The following is a 16,456-nucleotide window of genomic DNA, read 5'->3' as shown; positions in this document are numbered from 1 at the left end:
CGCGCCGTCCCATCGGGGAGGCGATAGCAATGGCAGACGAGGTTTTCAGGCACGACGGGTACCTGTCGGAGTTCGAATCGGAGGTGACGGCGGTCGACGGCGACAAGGTCGTCATGAACCTGACCGCGTTCTATCCCGGAGGCGGGGGGCAGGTCTGCGACACCGGGACCATCAACGGCAAGAGGGTGACCGAGGTCCGCTACGAGGGCAAGGAGATCGTCCACATCGTCCCGGGCAACGATTTCAGGCCCGGCATGCGCGTATGGTGCAGCCTCGACTGGGACAGGCGCTTCGACCTCATGATGGGGCACACCGGGGAGCACCTGCTCTTCTGCTCCCTGCACCGCGAGGACCCGGACCTCGCTATAACCAAGATCTACATCTCGCCGGAGGACAAGTACGTCATCGTAAACCATGACGTGAGCTGGGAGAAGATACGCTCCGCCCTCGCCTTCGCCAACAAAGCGATACGCGACAACCTCACGGTCAGGAAGACCGTGATGGCCAGGAACGACCCGGACCTCGCCAAGGTCAGGATCAAGCTCGACCGCATTCCCGAGGACGAGGAGATCACCGTCGTCTCCATAGGCGACATCGACTACTCCGCATGCAGCGGGGTCCATGTGCAGGAGACCTCGGAGCTGGGCATGCTGTTCGTCGATCGGAAGGTGTCCGCCGGCAGGGACGGGGTGGCCATCCACTTCAAGGTCGGGGATGCCGCGGCCGATGCGGCGATATCCCTAGCGGCCACCTGCCTCGAGGTCATCGACGAGACCGGCAGCAAACCTGAACTGGTAGTCAAGACCGTCGCCAACATGAAGCATAACCTGGAGGCCGCGGCCGAAGCGTCTAAGGAGGCCGCCAAGAAGGGCGTCGGGTCGCTGGAGCCGGAAACAGTAGGGGGCACCGCGTTCTACAGCGGCGTGTTCCCGGGGGCGGACAGGAAGGTCCTGGCGGAGGCCGTCGAGAAACTGAAGGCCGAAGGGGCGGTCTGTGCGTTCATAGCCGTCGGCGAGACCGCGAACATCATGCTCGGCTCCGGGTCTCCGAAGGTCGACTGCCGCAAGGTCCTCCCGAAGGTGCTGGGGATGTTCGGCGGAAGGGGCGGCGGGAAACCCGACTTCGCCCAGGGCGGCATACCGGACGCCTCCAAAGCCGCAGAAGCTCTGGAAGCGCTGAAGAAAGAGGTCGCCGGCCTGCTGGAAAACTGACCGGGATCAGTCGCAGTCCTCGGACTTGTCCTCGTACGCCTTGCTGATCATCGTCAGCAGGGTGTCGCAGATCCCGTCGGGCCCGGGGATGCCGATGTGGTAGATCCAGCGGTCGTCGGAAGACTGGACGATGCGGGTGTACCTGCACGGCGGCACCTTGTAGCAGAGGCCGAAGGAGATCACCAGGGGGCAGTCCCCGTAAGTGGTGTTCCCGCGGGCGGGGGCCCATACCCAGAGGAAGGGGCGGTCGATCGTGCTGAAGACCACGAGCTCGCGGACCACCTCGAAGTCGGTGTCCGGATATATGGAGCGGACCTTGTCCATGAGGGCGCGGAAAGTGCGGCCGGCAAGCTCGTCGCCGGCGAAGAGGTCCTTTGCTGTGATCACGCGCACTCTATCTCACGCCGACAATAATAATATTCCCGACGGAGGGCGGGGGTCGCGCCCCGGGACCGCTGAGCGCAGGGGCTGGACACCGTCTGCCGGAGAAGGACGGAGAGCTCCGATGTGCCAGCCTCGGAACCGTGTGGTGCATGCCCGGAGGAACCGTCCCCGGCGGCGTCCCGGCCGCGGATAAGGGTTAATTAGCGGTAACGGAATCGGTATCCCGATATGGCTGGAGGAATGAGGGGCATGAACCCCCGCGCTATGCAGCGCACGATGCGCTCGATGGGCATAAAGCAGGAGGAGGTCAAAGGCGTGACCGAGGTCATCATCAGGACCGCCGACAAGGACATCGTCATCTCCCCTGCAGAGGTCGTATGCATCGACATGAAGGGCAGCAAGAGTTACCAGGTGGCCGGGAACGTCTCGGAGGTCCCCGCAGGGACCGCCGGCGGAGCCCCTGCAGGGCCGGTCTTCCCCAGCGAGGACATCGAGCTCGTGATGTCCCAGACGAACTGCGACCGCGAGAAGGCCATCGCCGCGCTCGAGGCGGCCGACGGCCAGCCTGCCGAGGCCATTATAAAGATAATATCAGGTGAGTGAAGATGTGCCTTGCAATACCCGGCAAGATAGTGAACATCGACGGCGACGAAGCATATGTGGACTACGGCGGATCCATGAAGACGGCCAACATCTCCATGGTGGACGCCAAGGTCGGGCAGTACGTCGTGGTCCATGCGGGGTTCGCGATCGAGGTCATGGACGAAGAGGAAGCCAACGAGACACTGAAGCTCTGGAACGACTTCCTGGACTCGGACACCGCTGAGATCGATAAGCCCAACTGAGCCTCCGCCGGCCGGTTCCGCCCGGTGACGGAACGGCCGATGCAAAACTTTTTATACAAAGCCTCTATCTAGAGTTTTGGTCAGACGGCCACAGCAGAGGGGTTCACCCGGTCCCATCTCGAACCCGGAAGTTAAGCCCTCTCGCGTATCTGTCGCGTACTGTATTGCGCAAGTGTACGGGAAAGCAGACACGCTGTCTACCACTTTTCTTCTCTTCATTCTTCTGAGCATGCGTCATTTCATCCCGCTGCCCGTATCATATTCTGGCTCTCCGTCAGGCGGCCGGTGTACATCCTGTCGATTATATGCGCGCGCGTGAATTTGCGCGCGTGAGTTTATTAATCAGAAGAGGCGATGGGGCGCGCGATGATCCTGATCAAACTCGGCGGAAGCGTCATAACCGATAAGACCGCCTACCGCACCTTCAGGAAGGAGACCGTGGCCAGGCTCGCCGGGGAGATCAAGCGCTCCGGCGAAGACGTCCTCATCGTCCACGGGGCAGGGTCCTTCGGGCACGTCGTGTCCAAGGAGTACGGGATCCAGAAAGGCTACAGCAGGCCGGAGCAGATCCCGGCGGCGGCCCGCGTCATCTGCGACTGCTGCGAACTGTCGTCCATGGTGGTCGAGGAGCTCCTGGCCGCCGGCATACCCGCGGCCACCGTCCCCATCACGGCGGCGTTCGTGGCCGACGGCGGGAAGCTGATAGCCGACCATGACGAGCCCATCAAGAGGCTCACGGACCTCGGCATCACCCCCGTCATGTACGGCGATGTGATCGCCGACCGTTCCATGGGGTTCTCCATCGTCTCCGGGGACCAGATCATGGAGATGCTCTGCAGGATGTACTCCCCCAGCAGGGTCATCTTCGTGTCCGACATAGACGGCCTGTACACCGCCGACCCCAAGACCGACCCCTCGGCGGAGCTCATCCGCGAGGTCACCAAGGATACCTTGGCGCACATCAGGACCGCGTCCTCGGTGGACGATGTTACCGGCGGCGTCGGGGCCAAGATGGAGGCCATGCTCAGGATGACCTCGGAGGACAGGGACTGCGTCCTGATCAACGGCAATGTGCCCGGACGTCTATACTCTCTGTTAAAAGGTCATGATGTCATCTGCACATCAGCCAAGGGAGGAATCTAATGACGATCAGAAGCCGCAAAGCCGATCACATCGACATATGCCTGAAGGAGCGCGTCGCCCCCGACCACTGCTACTGGGACGATGTCAAGCTCGTCCACAACGCCATGCCCGAGATCGACATGGACGATATCGACATGACGGCCGATGTCCTGGGGAAGAAGCTCGCCTTCCCGATGGTGGTCACCGCCATCACCGGAGGATTCCCGGGAGCCAAAAAGATCAACTCCAACATCGCCGAGGCCTGTGCGGAGCTCGGCATCGGCATGGGCGTCGGCAGCGAGAGGGCAGGCGTGAGGGGCGTGGACCCCGAGACCTACTCCGTCATCAATGATTTCGACGTCCCGCTGGTCATCGGCAACATCGGCGCCCCCCAGCTCGTGAAGCAGAAGAGCGGGGAGCCCTTCACCGACGAGATGGTGAAGGCGGCGGCCGACCTCATAGACGCCGACTACATCGCCGTCCATCTGAACTTCCTCCAGGAGGTCATCCAACCCGAGGGGGACCGCTGCGGCGCCGGGATCAGGGACAGGATCCGCGACCTGGCGCTCAGGTACCCGATAATTGTGAAGGAGACCGGCGCCGGGATCGACGGGTACACCGCCGAGAGGCTCAAGGGCATCGGGGTCAGGGGCCTGGACATCGCCGGCATGGGGGGCACCAGCTTCTCCGCCGTGGAGATGTACCGCGCCAGCATGATCGGCGACGATGCCCTGGCCGAGATGGGCAACACGTTCTTCGACTGGGGGATCCCCGCGCCCGCCGCCCTGGCGGAATGCAGGGCCTCCAGGCTCCCCCTCATAGCGTCCGGGGGCATCCTGGACGGGACGCACGTGGCCGCGGCCGTGGCCATGGGCGCGGAGGCCGCAGGCGTCGCGCATGCGGTGCTCAGGGAAGCGACGGAGTCCGCGGACGCCGTCAAGAAGAAGCTCATGCTTTTCAGAGAGGAGCTGCGGGCGGCGATGATGCTGACGGGCTCCGCAAACATCAAACAGCTCGCGGAAGCGAGGCATTTCGTCGCGGGAGAGACCCGCGAATGGATCGAGGGATTGAAATGGACGCAAAAGAGTATCTGAAGAAGACCTCGGCTGAGGTCGACGGACCCATAAAGAGCTACATTCCGGACGAGGAGCCCCAGAGGCTGATCGACGCCGTCAGGCAGTACCCGTACGCCGGCGGCAAGAGGATGCGCCCTGCCATCGTCCTCGCCGCCTGCGGGGCCGTCGGAGGGGACAAGCTGAAGGCCATGCCCCTTGCGGTGGCCATCGAGTACATCCACAACTTCACGCTCATCCACGACGACATAATGGACGGCGACGACATGCGCAGGAACATGAAGACCCTGCACGTGGCCTACGACGAGCCCACCGCCATCGACGCGGGAGACGCCCTGTTCGCCAAGGCCTTCCAGATCATCGCCGACCTCGATGTGCCGGATGCCGCCATGAGGGACATACTCAGGCGCGTCACCAAGGCCGTCTGGGACCTCGCCCGCGGGCAGGAGTTCGATGTCACCAACGAGCACCAGCTCATCTCCGAGGAGAGGTACATCGAGACCATCTTCCTGAAGACCAGCGTCCTCTTCGCGGCCGCAGCGGCCGGAGGGGCCATCGTCGGCGGCGCCGATGCCGAGACCGTGGAGGAGATCAACCAGTACGCCCTCGACATGGGGCTCGGGTTCCAGATGTACGACGACTACCTAGGAGTCGCCGGCGACTCCTCCAAGACCGGGAAATCGGTCGGGAACGACCTCAGGAAAGGCAAATGCACCCTGATGGTCACCTACACCCTCGAGCACCTGAAGGACCACGCCAAGATGGCGAAGTTCAAGTCCATCCTCGGCAACATGAACGCCACCGACGAGGAGTGCATGGAGGGCGTCGAGATTATGAGGGAGATCGGGGCCGTCGATTACAACAGGAAGGCGGCAGAGGAGAAGATCGCATCCGCCAAGGCCCACCTCTCCTGCCTGAAGGACTCCGAGGACAAGGAGTTCATGCTCGCCCTCGCCGACTACGCCATCAGCAGGGACGTCTGAAACTTCTCACGGGCCGGGAGACCGGCCCTCATTTTATCCCATATCTGCCGGACGGTCAGACGTCGGCGATACCGTCGGCGGTAATCCTGAACATCGCGGACCTGCCCTCGGGCAGCGAACGGTGCTTCTTGATGACCGCGTTCCTCATGCCGTTGCCGCGGAGGTCGATCCTGATGATCGTCTTGGCGTTGTGATGCATGGCATGGCCGCCGAGGAACTCTATCGTCCCGGTGTTGATGTTGGTGTACACCTGGGACGTCATCAGCACCGGCATGTCGTGCTCACGGGCGATGTTCAGGAGGACCTCGGTCTGGCGGATGAAGCTGTTCTTCATCTCCTGGTTGTCGTAATTGAGGCGGTAGAACATCGTCATGGAATCGATGATGATGAGCCCCAGCAGGCCCGTCCCGGCGATCTTCGCTATCTGGTCTATGCGGTCCGCCTGCTCGGTGAAGCTGTGGACGGCGAAGACCAGGAGGCTCTTGACCGCCTCCGGGTCCTTGAAGATCTGCTGAACGCGGTCCTGGGACAGCCCCTCGGTGTCCACGTACGCAACCTTCTTCCCCGAGGCGATCACGTTGCGGGCCGCCTGCAGGCAGATGTTGGTCTTCCCGCACCCGGCCTCGCCGTAGAAAAGCGTGACGCTGCCGGTCTCGATGCCTCCGCCGAGGAGGGAGTCCAACGCTCTGCAGCCGATTGGGATGCGGTTCACGGCCGCTCATAAGATGACGCTTGAATATAACCTTCGCGGGATTCCAGGGGAGAGCGCGATAGTTGAAATACGCCGCGGGCCATCGCTCCGGCATGGACATGGAGGGGCTTGACGAGATAGCCGTCGGGGCCGAGGGGAGCGTCTACCGCACGGAATTCCTCGGACGCAGGGCGATACTCAAGGTCAGGTCCCCCAAGGGCTATCGCGCGCCCGAGCTCGATTCCAGGATCAGGTCCCTCAGGATACGCTCCGAGGCCAGGCTCATCCGCGACGCCCGCAGGGCCGGGATACGCACTCCGATGATATACTGGGTCGATCCGGCGGCGGGCGAGATGATCATGGAGGACATGGGCGGCGAGACCGTCAAGAAGCACCTCGACGAGCACCCGGAGGATGCCGATGCGATCTGCCGCGAGATCGGCAGGGACGTGGCCCTGCTGCACAATGCCCGCATCGCCCACGGGGACCTCACCACGTCCAACATGCTCATATCCGGCGGAAAGATCTGCTTCATCGATTTCTCCATGGGGGTCTCGCTCGCCGAGACGGAGGACATGGGCGTGGACATACGCCTCCTCGAGAGGGCGTTCTCGTCCGCGCATCCCAACCTGACGCATGCGTACGGGGAACTTATCGACAGCTACTGCCGGGTGAAGACCCAGCCGTCCCTGGTCATGGACAAGGTCAGGGAGATAAAGGAAAGAGGGAGATACACATGAGCCTGAAGATCAGGGTGGTCACGCACAACCCCGGAAAGGTAAGGGAATACCAGTCGTCTCTGGGCGGTTACGGCCTCGAGATGGAGCACATCAACCGCGAATACGACGAGGTGCAGACGGACCACCTCGAGGAGGTTGTCGACAAGGGGATGAAGCAGCTGCATGCCGAAGGGCTGCGCGACTTCATGATTGACGATTCCGGCCTGTTCGTGAACGCCTTCGGCGGATTCCCGGGAGTGTACTCCGCATACGTTCAGAAGACCGTCGGCAACCCTGGCGTCCTGAAGCTCATGAATGGCATCGAGGACCGCTCGGCGACGTTCCGCTGCTGCATCGGCGCCTGGATCGGGAACGAGCGCATCATCGTCACCGGCGTCTGCCCCGGAGAGATACTCCATGAGGCCAGGGGTACCGGGGGATTCGGCTACGATCCGATATTCAGCCCCGACGGTAAGCGTTCCTTCGCGGAGATCCCCACCGAGGACAAGAACGCCATCTCCCACCGCGGGACCGCCGTCCGGATGCTCGCGGACGAGCTCAGGAAAAGAGGCATCATAAACTGACCGGGGCCGCCGTTCGGCGGCAGACGGCAGGATAAAATACCCAGCGCACAGTTTGGTGCCATATCGGGGCTATGGGCTAGCTTGGTAGACTTGTGGCTTTGGGAGCCATTGACTCCGGTTCAAATCCGGATAGCCCCACTTCTGATGCTGGCTTGTTTGTTTCCCCATTTAATTTCTGCATAATTATCAAACCTCCATTGTACTTTGGGCACCACATCGGAGAATGAAGCTCCTCATGGCGTCGGTCATGTCGTCCATGTCCACTCCGATGTAACGCAGGGTCTGCTCAATCGAACTGTGGCCCAGCATTTTTGCGATGGTGGCGGGAGGGATGCCGGAGTGGAACATCGCCCTCCCGAAGGTCCGCCTCAGAGTATGCGACGACAGGGCGGGATACCCGATCCTGACGGCCAGCTTCTTGAGGCGGGAATCGATTCCCGTCCCTTTCTCGCCGAAGGTGTGGATCGCGTGGCCCCGGACCCATATCAGCAGCGCATCCGGAACGGCGGCGGACGGCCTGGCGGCCAGGACGCAGCCGATCATGGCCTTGCGGTACGCCAGGTACCTAGACAGCACGGCCTGCGTGTCCCTGTGGTACGGCATGCGGCGCGGCTTCCCGGCACCGTGGCCCTTGCCAAGGATGTCCACGTAGACGCCGTGGAACGAATCAGGGGTCAGGCGCAGGATCTCCACGCGCCTCATGCCGAGGCACAGCCCGCAGTGCACGATCATCTCGTCCACCGGATCCTTCGGAAGCGCGAGCAGTTCCTTGGCCTGGGCAGGCGTCAGCCAGTCGACATTGGGACGCGAATCGTCAGGCCACATGATCTTGATTGAATCGGCAGACCTATTCCCGAAATAGCGCAGATAGCGCCTCAGCGCGGCATAGTATCCCCTGGATGTCGCAACCGTGAGATTGCGGCGTCTCATGTAGTCGAGCAACCATCTGACATCCCCCTCGGCGATGTTATTAGGCAGAGTCCCGCGCCCGGCATCATCCATCGCGCGGAGCACAGTGCAACAACTCTGACGGTAATGTTCCAGAGATCTCTCCTTGAGATTGGATTGCATGCGCAGACCACGGATCATCGCGTCGACGGCTGACTTCCACGAGGCAAAAGCACGAGCCATCGCTCGACCTCCTTAGAATGGCTCCTTGCCATCCACGATCTCCGGTCATGGGCTCCGTAGGGGCCGTTTTTGCTGCTGCAGAGCGATCTCATCACGCGGCCCCATTCCCAGGGGAGCACACCCGATAGATCGTGGCCGTCGACGGCAGCGGCGAACCGGATATCATCAACGCAGATCGGGGCCCCGGGGCGGAACGTGCGGACAGTGTCGATGATTGCCTGCTCCTGTTCGGGGGTCATCTTTCCGCCCTCACGATCTTGACGCCGCCGGATGCCGTCCGGGTCTACCCGACCACCCCGGCGTTCACCAGAATCGCCGATAGGAAGATGGCCGATTCGTAGCTGATGCGGGCCTGAACGGAGAGCTCATAGAGGTTCTCCGAGGCGCCGCTGTCAACTGCGTCCATATAGCGAGACAGCACGCTCTCGGCGGGCTCCCCCATGCGGTCGCGGCAGTACCGCTCGATCCTCTCCATCTCGGATTCGTTCATTTTCCCGCCTCCGCGGCGATGCGGACAATCTCCCGGACCGCCGGACGCTGCAGATCTCGGTCACTGCCTCTCCCCCGGCATGTCGAACTCGATGTAGACGCGCCCCTCGGGGCCGACGGCCCCGCCCTTCCTGTTGGGGCACCAGCCGGATATGGAGCGGACGTTCCCGCCGGCGCAGGCCCTCGCCATGCGGCAGATCCTGTCGCACTCGGTGCGGGTGCCCATGATCCTCGCCTTGACGGTCATCTCCTCTTCCCCCTGCTGGGGGACTTCCCGCGCCTGTCGTTCTCATCAGTTTTCTTTTCACCGAGGGAGTGCAAAGCGGTTCTGAAAAATCCGAAAATCTCCACGCCGCCTGCGGCGGTCGTGGAATCGCGCCCCGAGCCGTTCTTGGCCTTGCGCACCTTCTGGATCCTGCGGGCCTCGATGACGGCCGTGCTGTCCTTCCCGGGGGATTCCAGAACCGTCCCTTCAGGGGGCCGCGTCTTCGCGTCGCGAGCCCCCTTGTGCTGCTTGCGGATGGTTATCTCGATGTTGCCCCTGGCATGTGACCTGTTTCTGCCGTCGGTCTTGCGTCCGGGGAAATACTCCGGGCCGTCGATCTCATCGGCCTCGATCTCGACATCGGAGGCTTCGTGATCGGGTTTCCTTCTGAGGATGGTCAAAGGTCTCCCTCCTCAGGATCCATGATATCGACCCCCTCTGGAGTCTTCAGCCTGCCATCGCGCATCAGCTTCCCGCAGACCTCGTACGCGGTGTCCCTGTCGAGGCCGTAGTTCTCCAGATCGCACCAGTAGAACGTGCCGTCCTCCGGGTGCATCGCGCCGTAGAGCGCGATCTTCTCGGCCCATCCAGGCGTCGCCTTCCCCGGACCTTCGCGGTGCTCGGGGCCCGAAAGGTCCTCGGGCCACGGCCAGATGTCTTTCTTGTCGATCTCCCCGCGCAGGCCCCTGTAGCAGGCCCTCGCCCTGACGAGCTCAATGACGAGCTCCTCCTTGGTCAGTTTCTCCAAATCTTCCCATTCGCTTGCCATTCTCTTCTCACCTCCTTTTCCATCGATGCCGTCTGCAATGCCTTCCGTTTTCATCATCTTTTCCTGTCCGGCTCCCATCATGATTCTTCCTCCGGATCTTCGAAGCAGAGGAGGCAGTACCCCTCCGCGATCCCTTCCGTTTCCACGACAAGCGAGATCCTGCGGACAAGCTCGCGCCCGGTCGGTTTGTCGCCGTCGGCGGTCGCTGTGATCTCGTGAAGAACGATCCTGTCGCCGATCTCGTACCCGCGGTCGTTCTTGCGGATCTCGCACGGCTTCGCTCCCGACTGCAGGAGCTCGAACCACTCGGTGCGGATCTTGACGTGATGGACACGGCAGCGGTCCAGGAGATCGTCCAGCTCATCCGCGTCATTATCGAACCACTCCCAGGCACGCGCTGCCATCTCGTGGCGATAATGGCGGGGCTCTCCGTGGGGCCTCGAACAGATCCACAGCCCCTTATTGCCGCGGATCATTTTCCGCCCTCCCAACCGGGGACTGGGCTCCACTTGGCGCAGAGGTCCTCGTAGTAAACCGCCCAGAAGTCCAGGCCGTCGGGCGTCTCGACCGGATGCAGACCGCAGAATGTCGTCTCCTGTTTCTCCGGATCCGACGGAGGGCACACGATGCAGTGGCGGCAGTTCCCGCAGCAGGGCCCGCACCCGGTGGCATCGATGTACCGCCTAACCATGTCGCTGTCGATCATGCGGCCGCCCCCTTCGCAGCGAACATCCTGTCGTCGAGCCTGTGGAGGCTGTCCGTATCGTCGTTATTCTCGTAGAGCAGCCAGCGGATTGCAAATGCCTCGAAGTGGAACCACTCGACGTAGCACTCCCCGGTGTAGCCCTCGCAGACAGACCAGCCGCCTGAATCCTGGCAGATGAACAGCCCCTCGGGCTGTTCCTTAGTCTTGATCCACTCGTCAATCATGCGCAGCATCTCCTCGCTGGAAAGGTAGGCAATCATCGTCCCATGGCGGATGCGGGTCTTGAGCGGATGGTAGCCGGCATCGCGGACCGCCTGCAGATCCGCGAGCTGCACGGGCGTCAGCTTCACTGTCCCGCCTCCTTCGGGGTTTCATCCTGCGGGTACAGGTGACACACGACGGGCTTGGAGCCGAGGATCGTGGCGCACAGGGGGCAGAGCGTCTTCCCCGGGGCGACCGTCCACCCCCAGACATGCTCCCGGGTGGTGGGCCATCCGCAGTAGTCGCACCTGATGACGGAGGGCACGGTCATTCCGATCCCTCCGCGCAGAGCCTGCCGTCGCGGGCGACCAAGGTCTTGCCCAGCCATCCGGAGGGGATGCGCTTCCGCTTCCCGTCCTGGGAGGGGACCCTGATTACCAGCCCCCGGTCGCAGGCATCGCCGGAGACGCCGACGGAGTCGGCGTCGGCCCTCATGACGCCTGCGGGATTGCCCTGGATGACGACGCAGGCCTCGACGGTCACCTTCCCGCCGGTGCCGGACGGGTAGATCTCGATCTGCAGAAGCGAGAGGGTGTCGATGAAGTCCGCCAGGCGGACGCCGCCGTCGGAGACGGAGACGCGCCTGTCCTCGATTCCGACGGAGATCATGCGCTCACCTTCCCGGAGAGCCAGGTGCGGACATCGAACTCATGGATGATGTCGCACACCTCCGTCTTGCGCAGCCACATCTCCGCGGCGGTGCGGGTGTGGAACTCATCGATGATGGGCATCCCGTGCGTCGTGTCGGCGGCGATCCACCAGACCTCACCGCGGTCGGATGTCTTCGCCAGCCAGAGCCCCGAGGGGATGCGGCCGCCGGCATCGCACCGGACGGCCATATCGGCGATGTCCTCCTCGGGGACCTCCCTGATGCGCGGCGTCATGCGCATTCCTCCCCGATGAGCTTCGCGATCCGCCCGTAGTCCTTGCAGGGCCAATCTCCGACCTCGAGGCATTGGCAGATCGCGATCGCCGCAGTGATGCTGTCGTCGTCATCGCCGCGCACCTGGTAGCTGATGGTAGCATGTTCGGAGATCTTCCGGAACAGGGGGATGTGCTTCTCGACGAACCCCCAGATGTCCGCGGTCACGGAATCCTTATAGATCCTCTCGACCGCGATCCTCTCTTGGATCCAAGCGCAGACGAAGTCGTAGTAGTAGTCCTCGTCATCCTGCTTGTCCCTGTCGGGGATGTGCTGTTCGTAAGCGCACTCGAATCCCGTTTCGACGACGGAATCGTAGACATCGAAATCGTCCCCGCCCCGGAGCCGGAGCAGCTCGGCAATGGTGATCATGCGATCGCCTCTCCTCCGCAATGCCAGAGAGCATGCGGTAGATCCGCCGCAGGAAGAGGTCTGTTTCCTCCCTCAGGCCCTTCATCTGCTCCGGCGAGAGGGAGAGCGGGGGGCTCACCCACACGCCGACGCGGACCAGATCCGCGCGGTTCCCGAGGCATTCCATGGCCACTGACCCGGTGACGTCCGGGACCTGCATGGCTTGCGCTGATGCTGTCGATTTTGTCATTTTGTAGCACTCCATCATGCATTATGCATGATGTATATGCAATTCTAATGCGGATATTAATAATTAATTCCAGTGATTTTTCTTGCATGTCACGCACAACGCGTAAGAAATCACTGACTGTAGCGTTGCCTCCAGAACTAATTTCATATCTGGAATCCAAGGTCGAATCGAGGGAATTCGCCAGTCTTTCGCACGGAGTAGAACTCTGTGTTTTGAGATACAAGAAGGCAGAAGAAAAGGGAGAGAGGCCCCGAGGATTTGGAGTGCTACGTCCAAAAATTTGAACCTCGTTGGCCCCATTGTGTTCTCTTGCATCCCCGTAAGGGATGCAGTTATAAATTGTGACGGAGGCGGTCATTCCTTCCGCCTCCTGAGTTTCCCGAAGATCCATATGCCCCTGCTCGCAGCGGCCTTGTCCGGTTCGCCTTTCTTTCCGGATTTGGCAACGGTCAGTTTGCGGCTTTGGACCTCGGCCTTACTGCCTTCCAGGATGCTGCCGGAGGGCGGTCTTCTCGGATTTCCGTCGGTGTTTGGCAACGGTTCCCTTATCTTTATCCTGACCTTTCCTTCGGCTACAGCCCTTTCGGCATGGTGGACACCGGACCTGCGGAACTTCCCCTCACCTTGGATCCTGATGCTGTCCGCCTCGATCTCGGCGCTTCTGGCCTCGAAATCCGGATCGGCCTTCCTGATGGGAGATTTATTCTTGGCCATCGCCGTCCATCTCCCTCTCCTGGCGGATGCGCTCCTCACGCTCTTCCGGATCCATCGCGGCCACTTCGTCCGCAGTATATCCGCTGATCCCGCTGAACCTCTTGCTGCGGGGGTCATCGCTCGGCCAATCGACGATGCCCTTCCCGGCCAGTCTTCCGAAGGCCTCATCGGCCTGCGATCCGTTGAGCCCGTAGTCCATCGCATCCGAAGGATCGAACTCCGGGTCCCCGGACTCCTTCTTCGCGTAGAGGATTATCTTCTCGGCCCATCCGTCCGTGGTCCTCTTCCCCGGCCAGTCTTCCTCGCCCTCGCCCTCGATGAAGAAACCCTCATCGTCGGCAGGATGCGTGCCGATCAGTTCCCTCATGCCCCTGCAGAGCTCGCGGTGCGCAGTGCGCTCTTTGACGAGCTCTATGATGAGCTCCTCCTTGGTCAGTTTCTCCAGATCTTCCCATTCGCTTGCCATTCTCTTCTCACCTCCTTTTACGTTGATGGTCTCCGCAACGCCCTCGGCGTTCATCTTCTTTGCCTCTTCCCCGCCGATCATGCCGTCACCTCCCTCGGGTAGATTCCATCATTGACCAGGCGCAGCATGACGTGGGCGGCGGCCATGGCGTCGGACAGGGCGCGGTGCTTCTGGACCCCGTTCAGACCCGCGGGGTCGGTCGGGCAGAGCTGCGAGTATGCCTTCTCCAGCCTCGGCCAAGACGTCGAGCCATCCTCGAACTCGTACTCCCCGTCGACGAGATTGTGGGCGGCGACCATGATGTCCGGGGCGAGATGGCAGCTGACGGCCCAGGGCCTGTAGCGCAAAAATTTGCCGAAGTCGAAGGGGATGTTGTACGCAGTGGCGATGCTGCCGGCAAGGAGCGTGCGCACATCCTCGGAGACGCAGGAAACAGGGACTCCGTCCCTGACGTCGTCCAGGGTCAGATCCGAGTGGCCGAAGATCCACGCATTGCGCTTCGCATAGTCCCAGTCGTCCACGTTGTAGCCGACGATTTTGGAGTAGGCGGGCAGAACCTCGCCTGTGACGGTGTCGGCACGGACGATCCCGATGTCGAGCACCAGGTCCCCGGCGGGGACGCCGTCGAGTCCGGTGGTCTCGGTGTCGACGACGAAGATCCGCGTCAAAGCCTCACCCCCCAGTCGGCGACCGCCTCGCGCCATGAGCTGCGCCCGATGCACGCGCCGCAATCTCTGCACTGAACCAGCCAGAGATTGACTGCGGGACTGCTGTAGTAGTCCTTCCGATCCTGCGCGTTGGGCGAGTAGGTGCTCCATCCCATGTAACTGAAGATCACCCTGTCGTCGACGGTGCTGATCGTGTTCGAGTCGAACTCGTCGGTCCGCTCGTGTGCAGGCTGCAGCGCGGCGATGCCCCCGCAGAACGGGCAGGGTTTGGCATCAGGGATGTCGACCGGGGCATCTCCCCCCATGATCCAGGGCTCCAGTGTCTCGGCGGTCATTCCTTCACCCCGCTGTAGATGTAACGCCCGGGCATCCCTCCGCGAACGATCCTCTGCTGCATGCTCAGCATCTTGAGCCTCGTGGTCATGCTGGCATGGTTGCATCTATGCCCCAAGTGCTCGGAGTAGGCATCGCAGATCTGCCTCGATGTGACGCCGGAGTGGGTTCTCACGAACTCGAGAATGAATGCAGTGGGCCCGAGCGTCATGCCGATGCCTCCCACTCGGTCCGGTACTCCCCGGGCCCGCCGATCTCCGCCTCGGCCTCGGACAGGGAGCCGTGGCGCCTGATCGCGAGGTCGGTCCCGCCGCAGACGCGGTCCGCGGAGACCCAACCGGCCCTGCTCTTGGCGACGGCAGGCGTGCCGGCCCTCTGCATAGCGACAAGCACGAGATCGTCCGCCGGGACGAACCAGATGATCTGCCCGTGCGGTCCGCGGTCCGCCCTGTAGGGGCGGATGCCGAGCGTGTTCAGCCTTTGGAGCTTCTTCAGAATGTCAGAAGGTATGTCCGATTCCGTTTCCATTTCCTTTCATCTCCAGTTGTACCGAAGATAGCGGGGGATAGGGATCCGGGGCGGGCGCAGAATTGGACAGTATGCGCGTTGAAGCCCCGGATTCCATGGATGGGATTCTTTTTCCGCTGTCCTCGGAAGTCCAATTCTGTAACAGATATCGTTATTCGTGGTAAATAAACGTAACGAATAACGTTAATCGAACATCTATCCTAAATTCGAATCCCGACATCATAATTCATGCATCCACGGGACATTCTGGGCAAAAAACACGCCATCGATGTCCTTCTGGACATCTACAAAAATCCAGGCATCATCCAGAATGAGATCGCCGATAAGAAGAGCCCTGCAAGCGGAGCTCGGAGGGCGCGTCTCGCCGATCTCCTCGATGCGGGATGGATAAGGACTGAGGTCGTCAAAGGCAATCAACTTGCGATTTCTTACTATGTCACCTCGGAAGGAGCGCGGGTCTGCCGCCTCTTGATGGAGATAGAGAACGGAGACCGCCACGACGACCCGCCAAGCATAGACGGCATGTCGACGTGGCGGTCATATCGAGAGGCGAAGGATTGATATGGATCAAGCGGAAACATTATTTTGATATAGCCTTAAACCCTCAATTCATCAAGAGGACATGAGGAGGATCGGAAGATGAAATGGAACGAAGTGAAGAAGAAGCCGGTGCTCATAACGAAGGAGGAGTACGACAAGATCTTCGCCGAATGGAAGAGGGACGTCTTCGGCGAGAACGCTGGGAAAGACGGCTCCGAAGATCCCAAGCCTCCCGCATCCAGCAAGAACTGATTTCGTCTTTTGTGTTTTCAATTTTCGGGAAGAAGGAGACCCGCGAGGATTCGGAGGCCAGGAGCGAAGCCCAGGAAGCCAAGGAAGCTCGTCAGAGAGGGCACGCATCCAGACAATAACAAAGACAAAGGGCCACAGCCGCGCAGCAAGAACGGACAGTTTGCCCCGAAGAAAAATGGTCGGAGAAAATGAAACTCCT

The 16,456-nt window shown here is 61.5% G+C and carries 30 protein-coding genes, 1 tRNA gene and 1 rRNA gene; 12 read left to right on the top strand and 20 right to left on the bottom strand.

The features are described from left to right. The first annotated feature begins 29 nt into the window (after positions 1–29). Positions 30–1,211, top strand: a complete 1,182-nt coding sequence (locus O8W32_06750) for a DHHA1 domain-containing protein (GenBank protein WII08867.1) — start codon at positions 30–32, stop codon at positions 1,209–1,211. A 6-nt stretch (positions 1,212–1,217) separates the two neighbouring features. On the opposite strand, the gene O8W32_06745 is transcribed toward O8W32_06750, so the two are convergent. Then, complete coding sequence (locus tag O8W32_06745) at positions 1,218–1,598, bottom strand: DUF5655 domain-containing protein (protein WII08866.1); 381 nt, start codon at positions 1,596–1,598, stop codon at positions 1,218–1,220. A 225-nt stretch (positions 1,599–1,823) separates the two neighbouring features. Here O8W32_06745 and O8W32_06740 point away from each other — a divergent pair, with 225 nt between their 5' ends. From O8W32_06740 to O8W32_06715, 6 genes are all read left to right on the top strand, one after another. Further along, complete coding sequence (locus O8W32_06740; GenBank protein ID WII08865.1) at positions 1,824–2,198, top strand: nascent polypeptide-associated complex protein; 375 nt, start codon at positions 1,824–1,826, stop codon at positions 2,196–2,198. 2 nt (positions 2,199–2,200) lie between these two features. Continuing rightward, complete coding sequence (locus tag O8W32_06735) at positions 2,201–2,440, top strand: HypC/HybG/HupF family hydrogenase formation chaperone (protein ID WII08864.1); 240 nt, start codon at positions 2,201–2,203, stop codon at positions 2,438–2,440. Positions 2,441–2,520: 80 nt separating this feature from the next. Then, positions 2,521–2,642: ribosomal RNA gene (gene rrf, locus O8W32_06730) — 5S ribosomal RNA — on the top strand. Positions 2,643–2,806: 164 nt separating this feature from the next. Then, a complete protein-coding gene (locus O8W32_06725; protein ID WII08863.1) occupies positions 2,807–3,583 on the top strand; it encodes an isopentenyl phosphate kinase in 777 nt (258 codons plus the stop codon). Then, positions 3,583–4,656 carry a type 2 isopentenyl-diphosphate Delta-isomerase gene (fni, locus tag O8W32_06720; GenBank protein ID WII08862.1) on the top strand — a complete coding sequence of 358 codons (1,074 nt, stop codon included), beginning with the start codon at positions 3,583–3,585 and terminating at the stop codon, positions 4,654–4,656. Before O8W32_06725 ends, fni begins: the two co-directional genes overlap by 1 nt. After that, complete coding sequence (locus O8W32_06715) at positions 4,635–5,618, top strand: polyprenyl synthetase family protein (protein ID WII08861.1); 984 nt, start codon at positions 4,635–4,637, stop codon at positions 5,616–5,618. Before fni ends, O8W32_06715 begins: the two co-directional genes overlap by 22 nt. A gap of 55 nt (positions 5,619–5,673) precedes the next feature. Here O8W32_06715 and radB read toward each other — a convergent pair whose 3' ends face one another. Further along, positions 5,674–6,330 (bottom strand): DNA repair and recombination protein RadB, encoded by a 657-nt coding sequence (gene radB, locus O8W32_06710; protein ID WII08860.1) that lies wholly within the window; start codon positions 6,328–6,330, stop codon positions 5,674–5,676. A 92-nt stretch (positions 6,331–6,422) separates the two neighbouring features. Between radB and O8W32_06705 the strand changes: the two genes are divergently transcribed. From O8W32_06705 to O8W32_06695, 3 genes are all read left to right on the top strand, one after another. Continuing rightward, complete coding sequence (locus tag O8W32_06705; GenBank protein ID WII08859.1) at positions 6,423–7,049, top strand: KEOPS complex kinase/ATPase Bud32; 627 nt, start codon at positions 6,423–6,425, stop codon at positions 7,047–7,049. Next, positions 7,046–7,612: an RdgB/HAM1 family non-canonical purine NTP pyrophosphatase gene (rdgB, locus tag O8W32_06700; GenBank protein ID WII08858.1), complete on the top strand. Its 567-nt coding sequence runs from the start codon at positions 7,046–7,048 to the stop codon at positions 7,610–7,612. The genes O8W32_06705 and rdgB overlap by 4 nt, the downstream gene beginning before the upstream one ends. 65 nt (positions 7,613–7,677) lie before the next feature. Continuing rightward, a tRNA-Pro gene (locus O8W32_06695) sits at positions 7,678–7,750 on the top strand. Between the two features lie 48 nt (positions 7,751–7,798). Here O8W32_06695 and O8W32_06690 read toward each other — a convergent pair. From O8W32_06690 to O8W32_06605, 18 genes are all read right to left on the bottom strand, one after another. Next, positions 7,799–8,614, bottom strand: a complete 816-nt coding sequence (locus O8W32_06690) for a tyrosine-type recombinase/integrase (protein ID WII08857.1) — start codon at positions 8,612–8,614, stop codon at positions 7,799–7,801. A gap of 412 nt (positions 8,615–9,026) precedes the next feature. After that, complete coding sequence (locus O8W32_06685) at positions 9,027–9,233, bottom strand: hypothetical protein (GenBank protein WII08856.1); 207 nt, start codon at positions 9,231–9,233, stop codon at positions 9,027–9,029. A 60-nt stretch (positions 9,234–9,293) separates the two neighbouring features. Further along, positions 9,294–9,479: a hypothetical protein gene (locus tag O8W32_06680; GenBank protein WII08855.1), complete on the bottom strand. Its 186-nt coding sequence runs from the start codon at positions 9,477–9,479 to the stop codon at positions 9,294–9,296. Then, a complete protein-coding gene (locus O8W32_06675) occupies positions 9,476–9,898 on the bottom strand; it encodes a hypothetical protein (protein WII08854.1) in 423 nt (140 codons plus the stop codon). Before O8W32_06675 ends, O8W32_06680 begins: the two co-directional genes overlap by 4 nt. Next, positions 9,895–10,266, bottom strand: coding sequence for a hypothetical protein (locus tag O8W32_06670; GenBank protein ID WII08853.1), 372 nt, complete (start codon positions 10,264–10,266; stop codon positions 9,895–9,897). The genes O8W32_06675 and O8W32_06670 overlap by 4 nt, the downstream gene beginning before the upstream one ends. 77 nt (positions 10,267–10,343) lie before the next feature. Next, the gene (locus O8W32_06665) at positions 10,344–10,742 is read right to left on the bottom strand and encodes a DUF3850 domain-containing protein (GenBank protein WII08852.1); all 399 of its coding nucleotides are present in this window, start codon (positions 10,740–10,742) and stop codon (positions 10,344–10,346) included. After that, on the bottom strand, positions 10,739–10,972 hold the full coding sequence (locus O8W32_06660; GenBank protein ID WII08851.1) for a hypothetical protein: 234 nt from the start codon (positions 10,970–10,972) through the stop codon (positions 10,739–10,741). Before O8W32_06660 ends, O8W32_06665 begins: the two co-directional genes overlap by 4 nt. Next, entirely contained in the window at positions 10,969–11,322 is a 354-nt protein-coding gene (locus O8W32_06655) for a hypothetical protein (GenBank protein ID WII08850.1), read from the bottom strand. Before O8W32_06655 ends, O8W32_06660 begins: the two co-directional genes overlap by 4 nt. Then, entirely contained in the window at positions 11,319–11,504 is a 186-nt protein-coding gene (locus O8W32_06650; protein ID WII08849.1) for a hypothetical protein, read from the bottom strand. The genes O8W32_06655 and O8W32_06650 overlap by 4 nt, the downstream gene beginning before the upstream one ends. Beyond that, complete coding sequence (locus O8W32_06645; protein ID WII08848.1) at positions 11,501–11,842, bottom strand: hypothetical protein; 342 nt, start codon at positions 11,840–11,842, stop codon at positions 11,501–11,503. The genes O8W32_06650 and O8W32_06645 overlap by 4 nt, the downstream gene beginning before the upstream one ends. Further along, positions 11,839–12,117, bottom strand: coding sequence for a hypothetical protein (locus O8W32_06640; protein WII08847.1), 279 nt, complete (start codon positions 12,115–12,117; stop codon positions 11,839–11,841). The genes O8W32_06645 and O8W32_06640 overlap by 4 nt, the downstream gene beginning before the upstream one ends. Next, positions 12,114–12,527, bottom strand: coding sequence for a hypothetical protein (locus O8W32_06635; GenBank protein WII08846.1), 414 nt, complete (start codon positions 12,525–12,527; stop codon positions 12,114–12,116). Before O8W32_06635 ends, O8W32_06640 begins: the two co-directional genes overlap by 4 nt. Before the next feature lie 583 nt (positions 12,528–13,110). Beyond that, positions 13,111–13,470 carry a hypothetical protein gene (locus O8W32_06630; protein ID WII08845.1) on the bottom strand — a complete coding sequence of 120 codons (360 nt, stop codon included), beginning with the start codon at positions 13,468–13,470 and terminating at the stop codon, positions 13,111–13,113. Beyond that, a complete protein-coding gene (locus O8W32_06625) occupies positions 13,457–14,017 on the bottom strand; it encodes a hypothetical protein (GenBank protein WII08844.1) in 561 nt (186 codons plus the stop codon). Before O8W32_06625 ends, O8W32_06630 begins: the two co-directional genes overlap by 14 nt. Next, positions 14,014–14,604, bottom strand: a complete 591-nt coding sequence (locus O8W32_06620) for a 3'-5' exonuclease (GenBank protein WII08843.1) — start codon at positions 14,602–14,604, stop codon at positions 14,014–14,016. Before O8W32_06620 ends, O8W32_06625 begins: the two co-directional genes overlap by 4 nt. Next, entirely contained in the window at positions 14,601–14,939 is a 339-nt protein-coding gene (locus O8W32_06615; protein WII08842.1) for a hypothetical protein, read from the bottom strand. Before O8W32_06615 ends, O8W32_06620 begins: the two co-directional genes overlap by 4 nt. Then, on the bottom strand, positions 14,936–15,148 hold the full coding sequence (locus O8W32_06610) for a hypothetical protein (protein ID WII08841.1): 213 nt from the start codon (positions 15,146–15,148) through the stop codon (positions 14,936–14,938). The genes O8W32_06615 and O8W32_06610 overlap by 4 nt, the downstream gene beginning before the upstream one ends. Continuing rightward, positions 15,145–15,465 (bottom strand): hypothetical protein, encoded by a 321-nt coding sequence (locus O8W32_06605; GenBank protein WII08840.1) that lies wholly within the window; start codon positions 15,463–15,465, stop codon positions 15,145–15,147. The genes O8W32_06610 and O8W32_06605 overlap by 4 nt, the downstream gene beginning before the upstream one ends. A 228-nt stretch (positions 15,466–15,693) precedes the next feature. Between O8W32_06605 and O8W32_06600 the strand changes: the two genes are divergently transcribed. Both O8W32_06600 and O8W32_06595 read left to right on the top strand, forming a co-directional pair. Then, complete coding sequence (locus tag O8W32_06600; GenBank protein WII08839.1) at positions 15,694–16,026, top strand: hypothetical protein; 333 nt, start codon at positions 15,694–15,696, stop codon at positions 16,024–16,026. Between the two features lie 78 nt (positions 16,027–16,104). Then, entirely contained in the window at positions 16,105–16,257 is a 153-nt protein-coding gene (locus tag O8W32_06595) for a hypothetical protein (GenBank protein WII08838.1), read from the top strand. The last annotated feature ends 199 nt before the right edge of the window (positions 16,258–16,456 follow it).

Source organism: Methanomassiliicoccales archaeon LGM-DZ1, from assembly GCA_030168595.1.
Classification (GTDB): domain Archaea; phylum Thermoplasmatota; class Thermoplasmata; order Methanomassiliicoccales; family Methanomethylophilaceae; genus Methanomethylophilus.
The sequence above is the reverse complement of the archived record's forward strand: the minus strand, read 5'-3'. Positions and strand labels throughout refer to the sequence as shown.

Coding starts and splice junctions, on each gene's coding strand:
- O8W32_06750 (WII08867.1), top strand. CDS start 30: ATGGCAGACGAGGTTTTCAGGCACGACGGGTACCTGTCGGAGTTCGAA.
- O8W32_06740 (WII08865.1), top strand. CDS start 1,824: ATGGCTGGAGGAATGAGGGGCATGAACCCCCGCGCTATGCAGCGCACG.
- O8W32_06735 (WII08864.1), top strand. CDS start 2,201: ATGTGCCTTGCAATACCCGGCAAGATAGTGAACATCGACGGCGACGAA.
- O8W32_06725 (WII08863.1), top strand. CDS start 2,807: ATGATCCTGATCAAACTCGGCGGAAGCGTCATAACCGATAAGACCGCC.
- fni (WII08862.1), top strand. CDS start 3,583: ATGACGATCAGAAGCCGCAAAGCCGATCACATCGACATATGCCTGAAG.
- O8W32_06715 (WII08861.1), top strand. CDS start 4,635: ATGGACGCAAAAGAGTATCTGAAGAAGACCTCGGCTGAGGTCGACGGA.
- O8W32_06705 (WII08859.1), top strand. CDS start 6,423: ATGGACATGGAGGGGCTTGACGAGATAGCCGTCGGGGCCGAGGGGAGC.
- rdgB (WII08858.1), top strand. CDS start 7,046: ATGAGCCTGAAGATCAGGGTGGTCACGCACAACCCCGGAAAGGTAAGG.
- O8W32_06690 (WII08857.1), bottom strand. CDS start 8,614: ATGGATGATGCCGGGCGCGGGACTCTGCCTAATAACATCGCCGAGGGG.
- O8W32_06685 (WII08856.1), bottom strand. CDS start 9,233: ATGAACGAATCCGAGATGGAGAGGATCGAGCGGTACTGCCGCGACCGC.
- O8W32_06680 (WII08855.1), bottom strand. CDS start 9,479: ATGACCGTCAAGGCGAGGATCATGGGCACCCGCACCGAGTGCGACAGG.
- O8W32_06670 (WII08853.1), bottom strand. CDS start 10,266: ATGGCAAGCGAATGGGAAGATTTGGAGAAACTGACCAAGGAGGAGCTC.
- O8W32_06665 (WII08852.1), bottom strand. CDS start 10,742: ATGATCCGCGGCAATAAGGGGCTGTGGATCTGTTCGAGGCCCCACGGA.
- O8W32_06660 (WII08851.1), bottom strand. CDS start 10,972: ATGATCGACAGCGACATGGTTAGGCGGTACATCGATGCCACCGGGTGC.
- O8W32_06650 (WII08849.1), bottom strand. CDS start 11,504: ATGACCGTGCCCTCCGTCATCAGGTGCGACTACTGCGGATGGCCCACC.
- O8W32_06645 (WII08848.1), bottom strand. CDS start 11,842: ATGATCTCCGTCGGAATCGAGGACAGGCGCGTCTCCGTCTCCGACGGC.
- O8W32_06640 (WII08847.1), bottom strand. CDS start 12,117: ATGACGCCGCGCATCAGGGAGGTCCCCGAGGAGGACATCGCCGATATG.
- O8W32_06635 (WII08846.1), bottom strand. CDS start 12,527: ATGATCACCATTGCCGAGCTGCTCCGGCTCCGGGGCGGGGACGATTTC.
- O8W32_06630 (WII08845.1), bottom strand. CDS start 13,470: ATGGCCAAGAATAAATCTCCCATCAGGAAGGCCGATCCGGATTTCGAG.
- O8W32_06625 (WII08844.1), bottom strand. CDS start 14,017: ATGATCGGCGGGGAAGAGGCAAAGAAGATGAACGCCGAGGGCGTTGCG.
- O8W32_06615 (WII08842.1), bottom strand. CDS start 14,939: ATGACCGCCGAGACACTGGAGCCCTGGATCATGGGGGGAGATGCCCCG.
- O8W32_06610 (WII08841.1), bottom strand. CDS start 15,148: ATGACGCTCGGGCCCACTGCATTCATTCTCGAGTTCGTGAGAACCCAC.
- O8W32_06605 (WII08840.1), bottom strand. CDS start 15,465: ATGGAAACGGAATCGGACATACCTTCTGACATTCTGAAGAAGCTCCAA.
- O8W32_06600 (WII08839.1), top strand. CDS start 15,694: ATGCATCCACGGGACATTCTGGGCAAAAAACACGCCATCGATGTCCTT.
- O8W32_06595 (WII08838.1), top strand. CDS start 16,105: ATGAAATGGAACGAAGTGAAGAAGAAGCCGGTGCTCATAACGAAGGAG.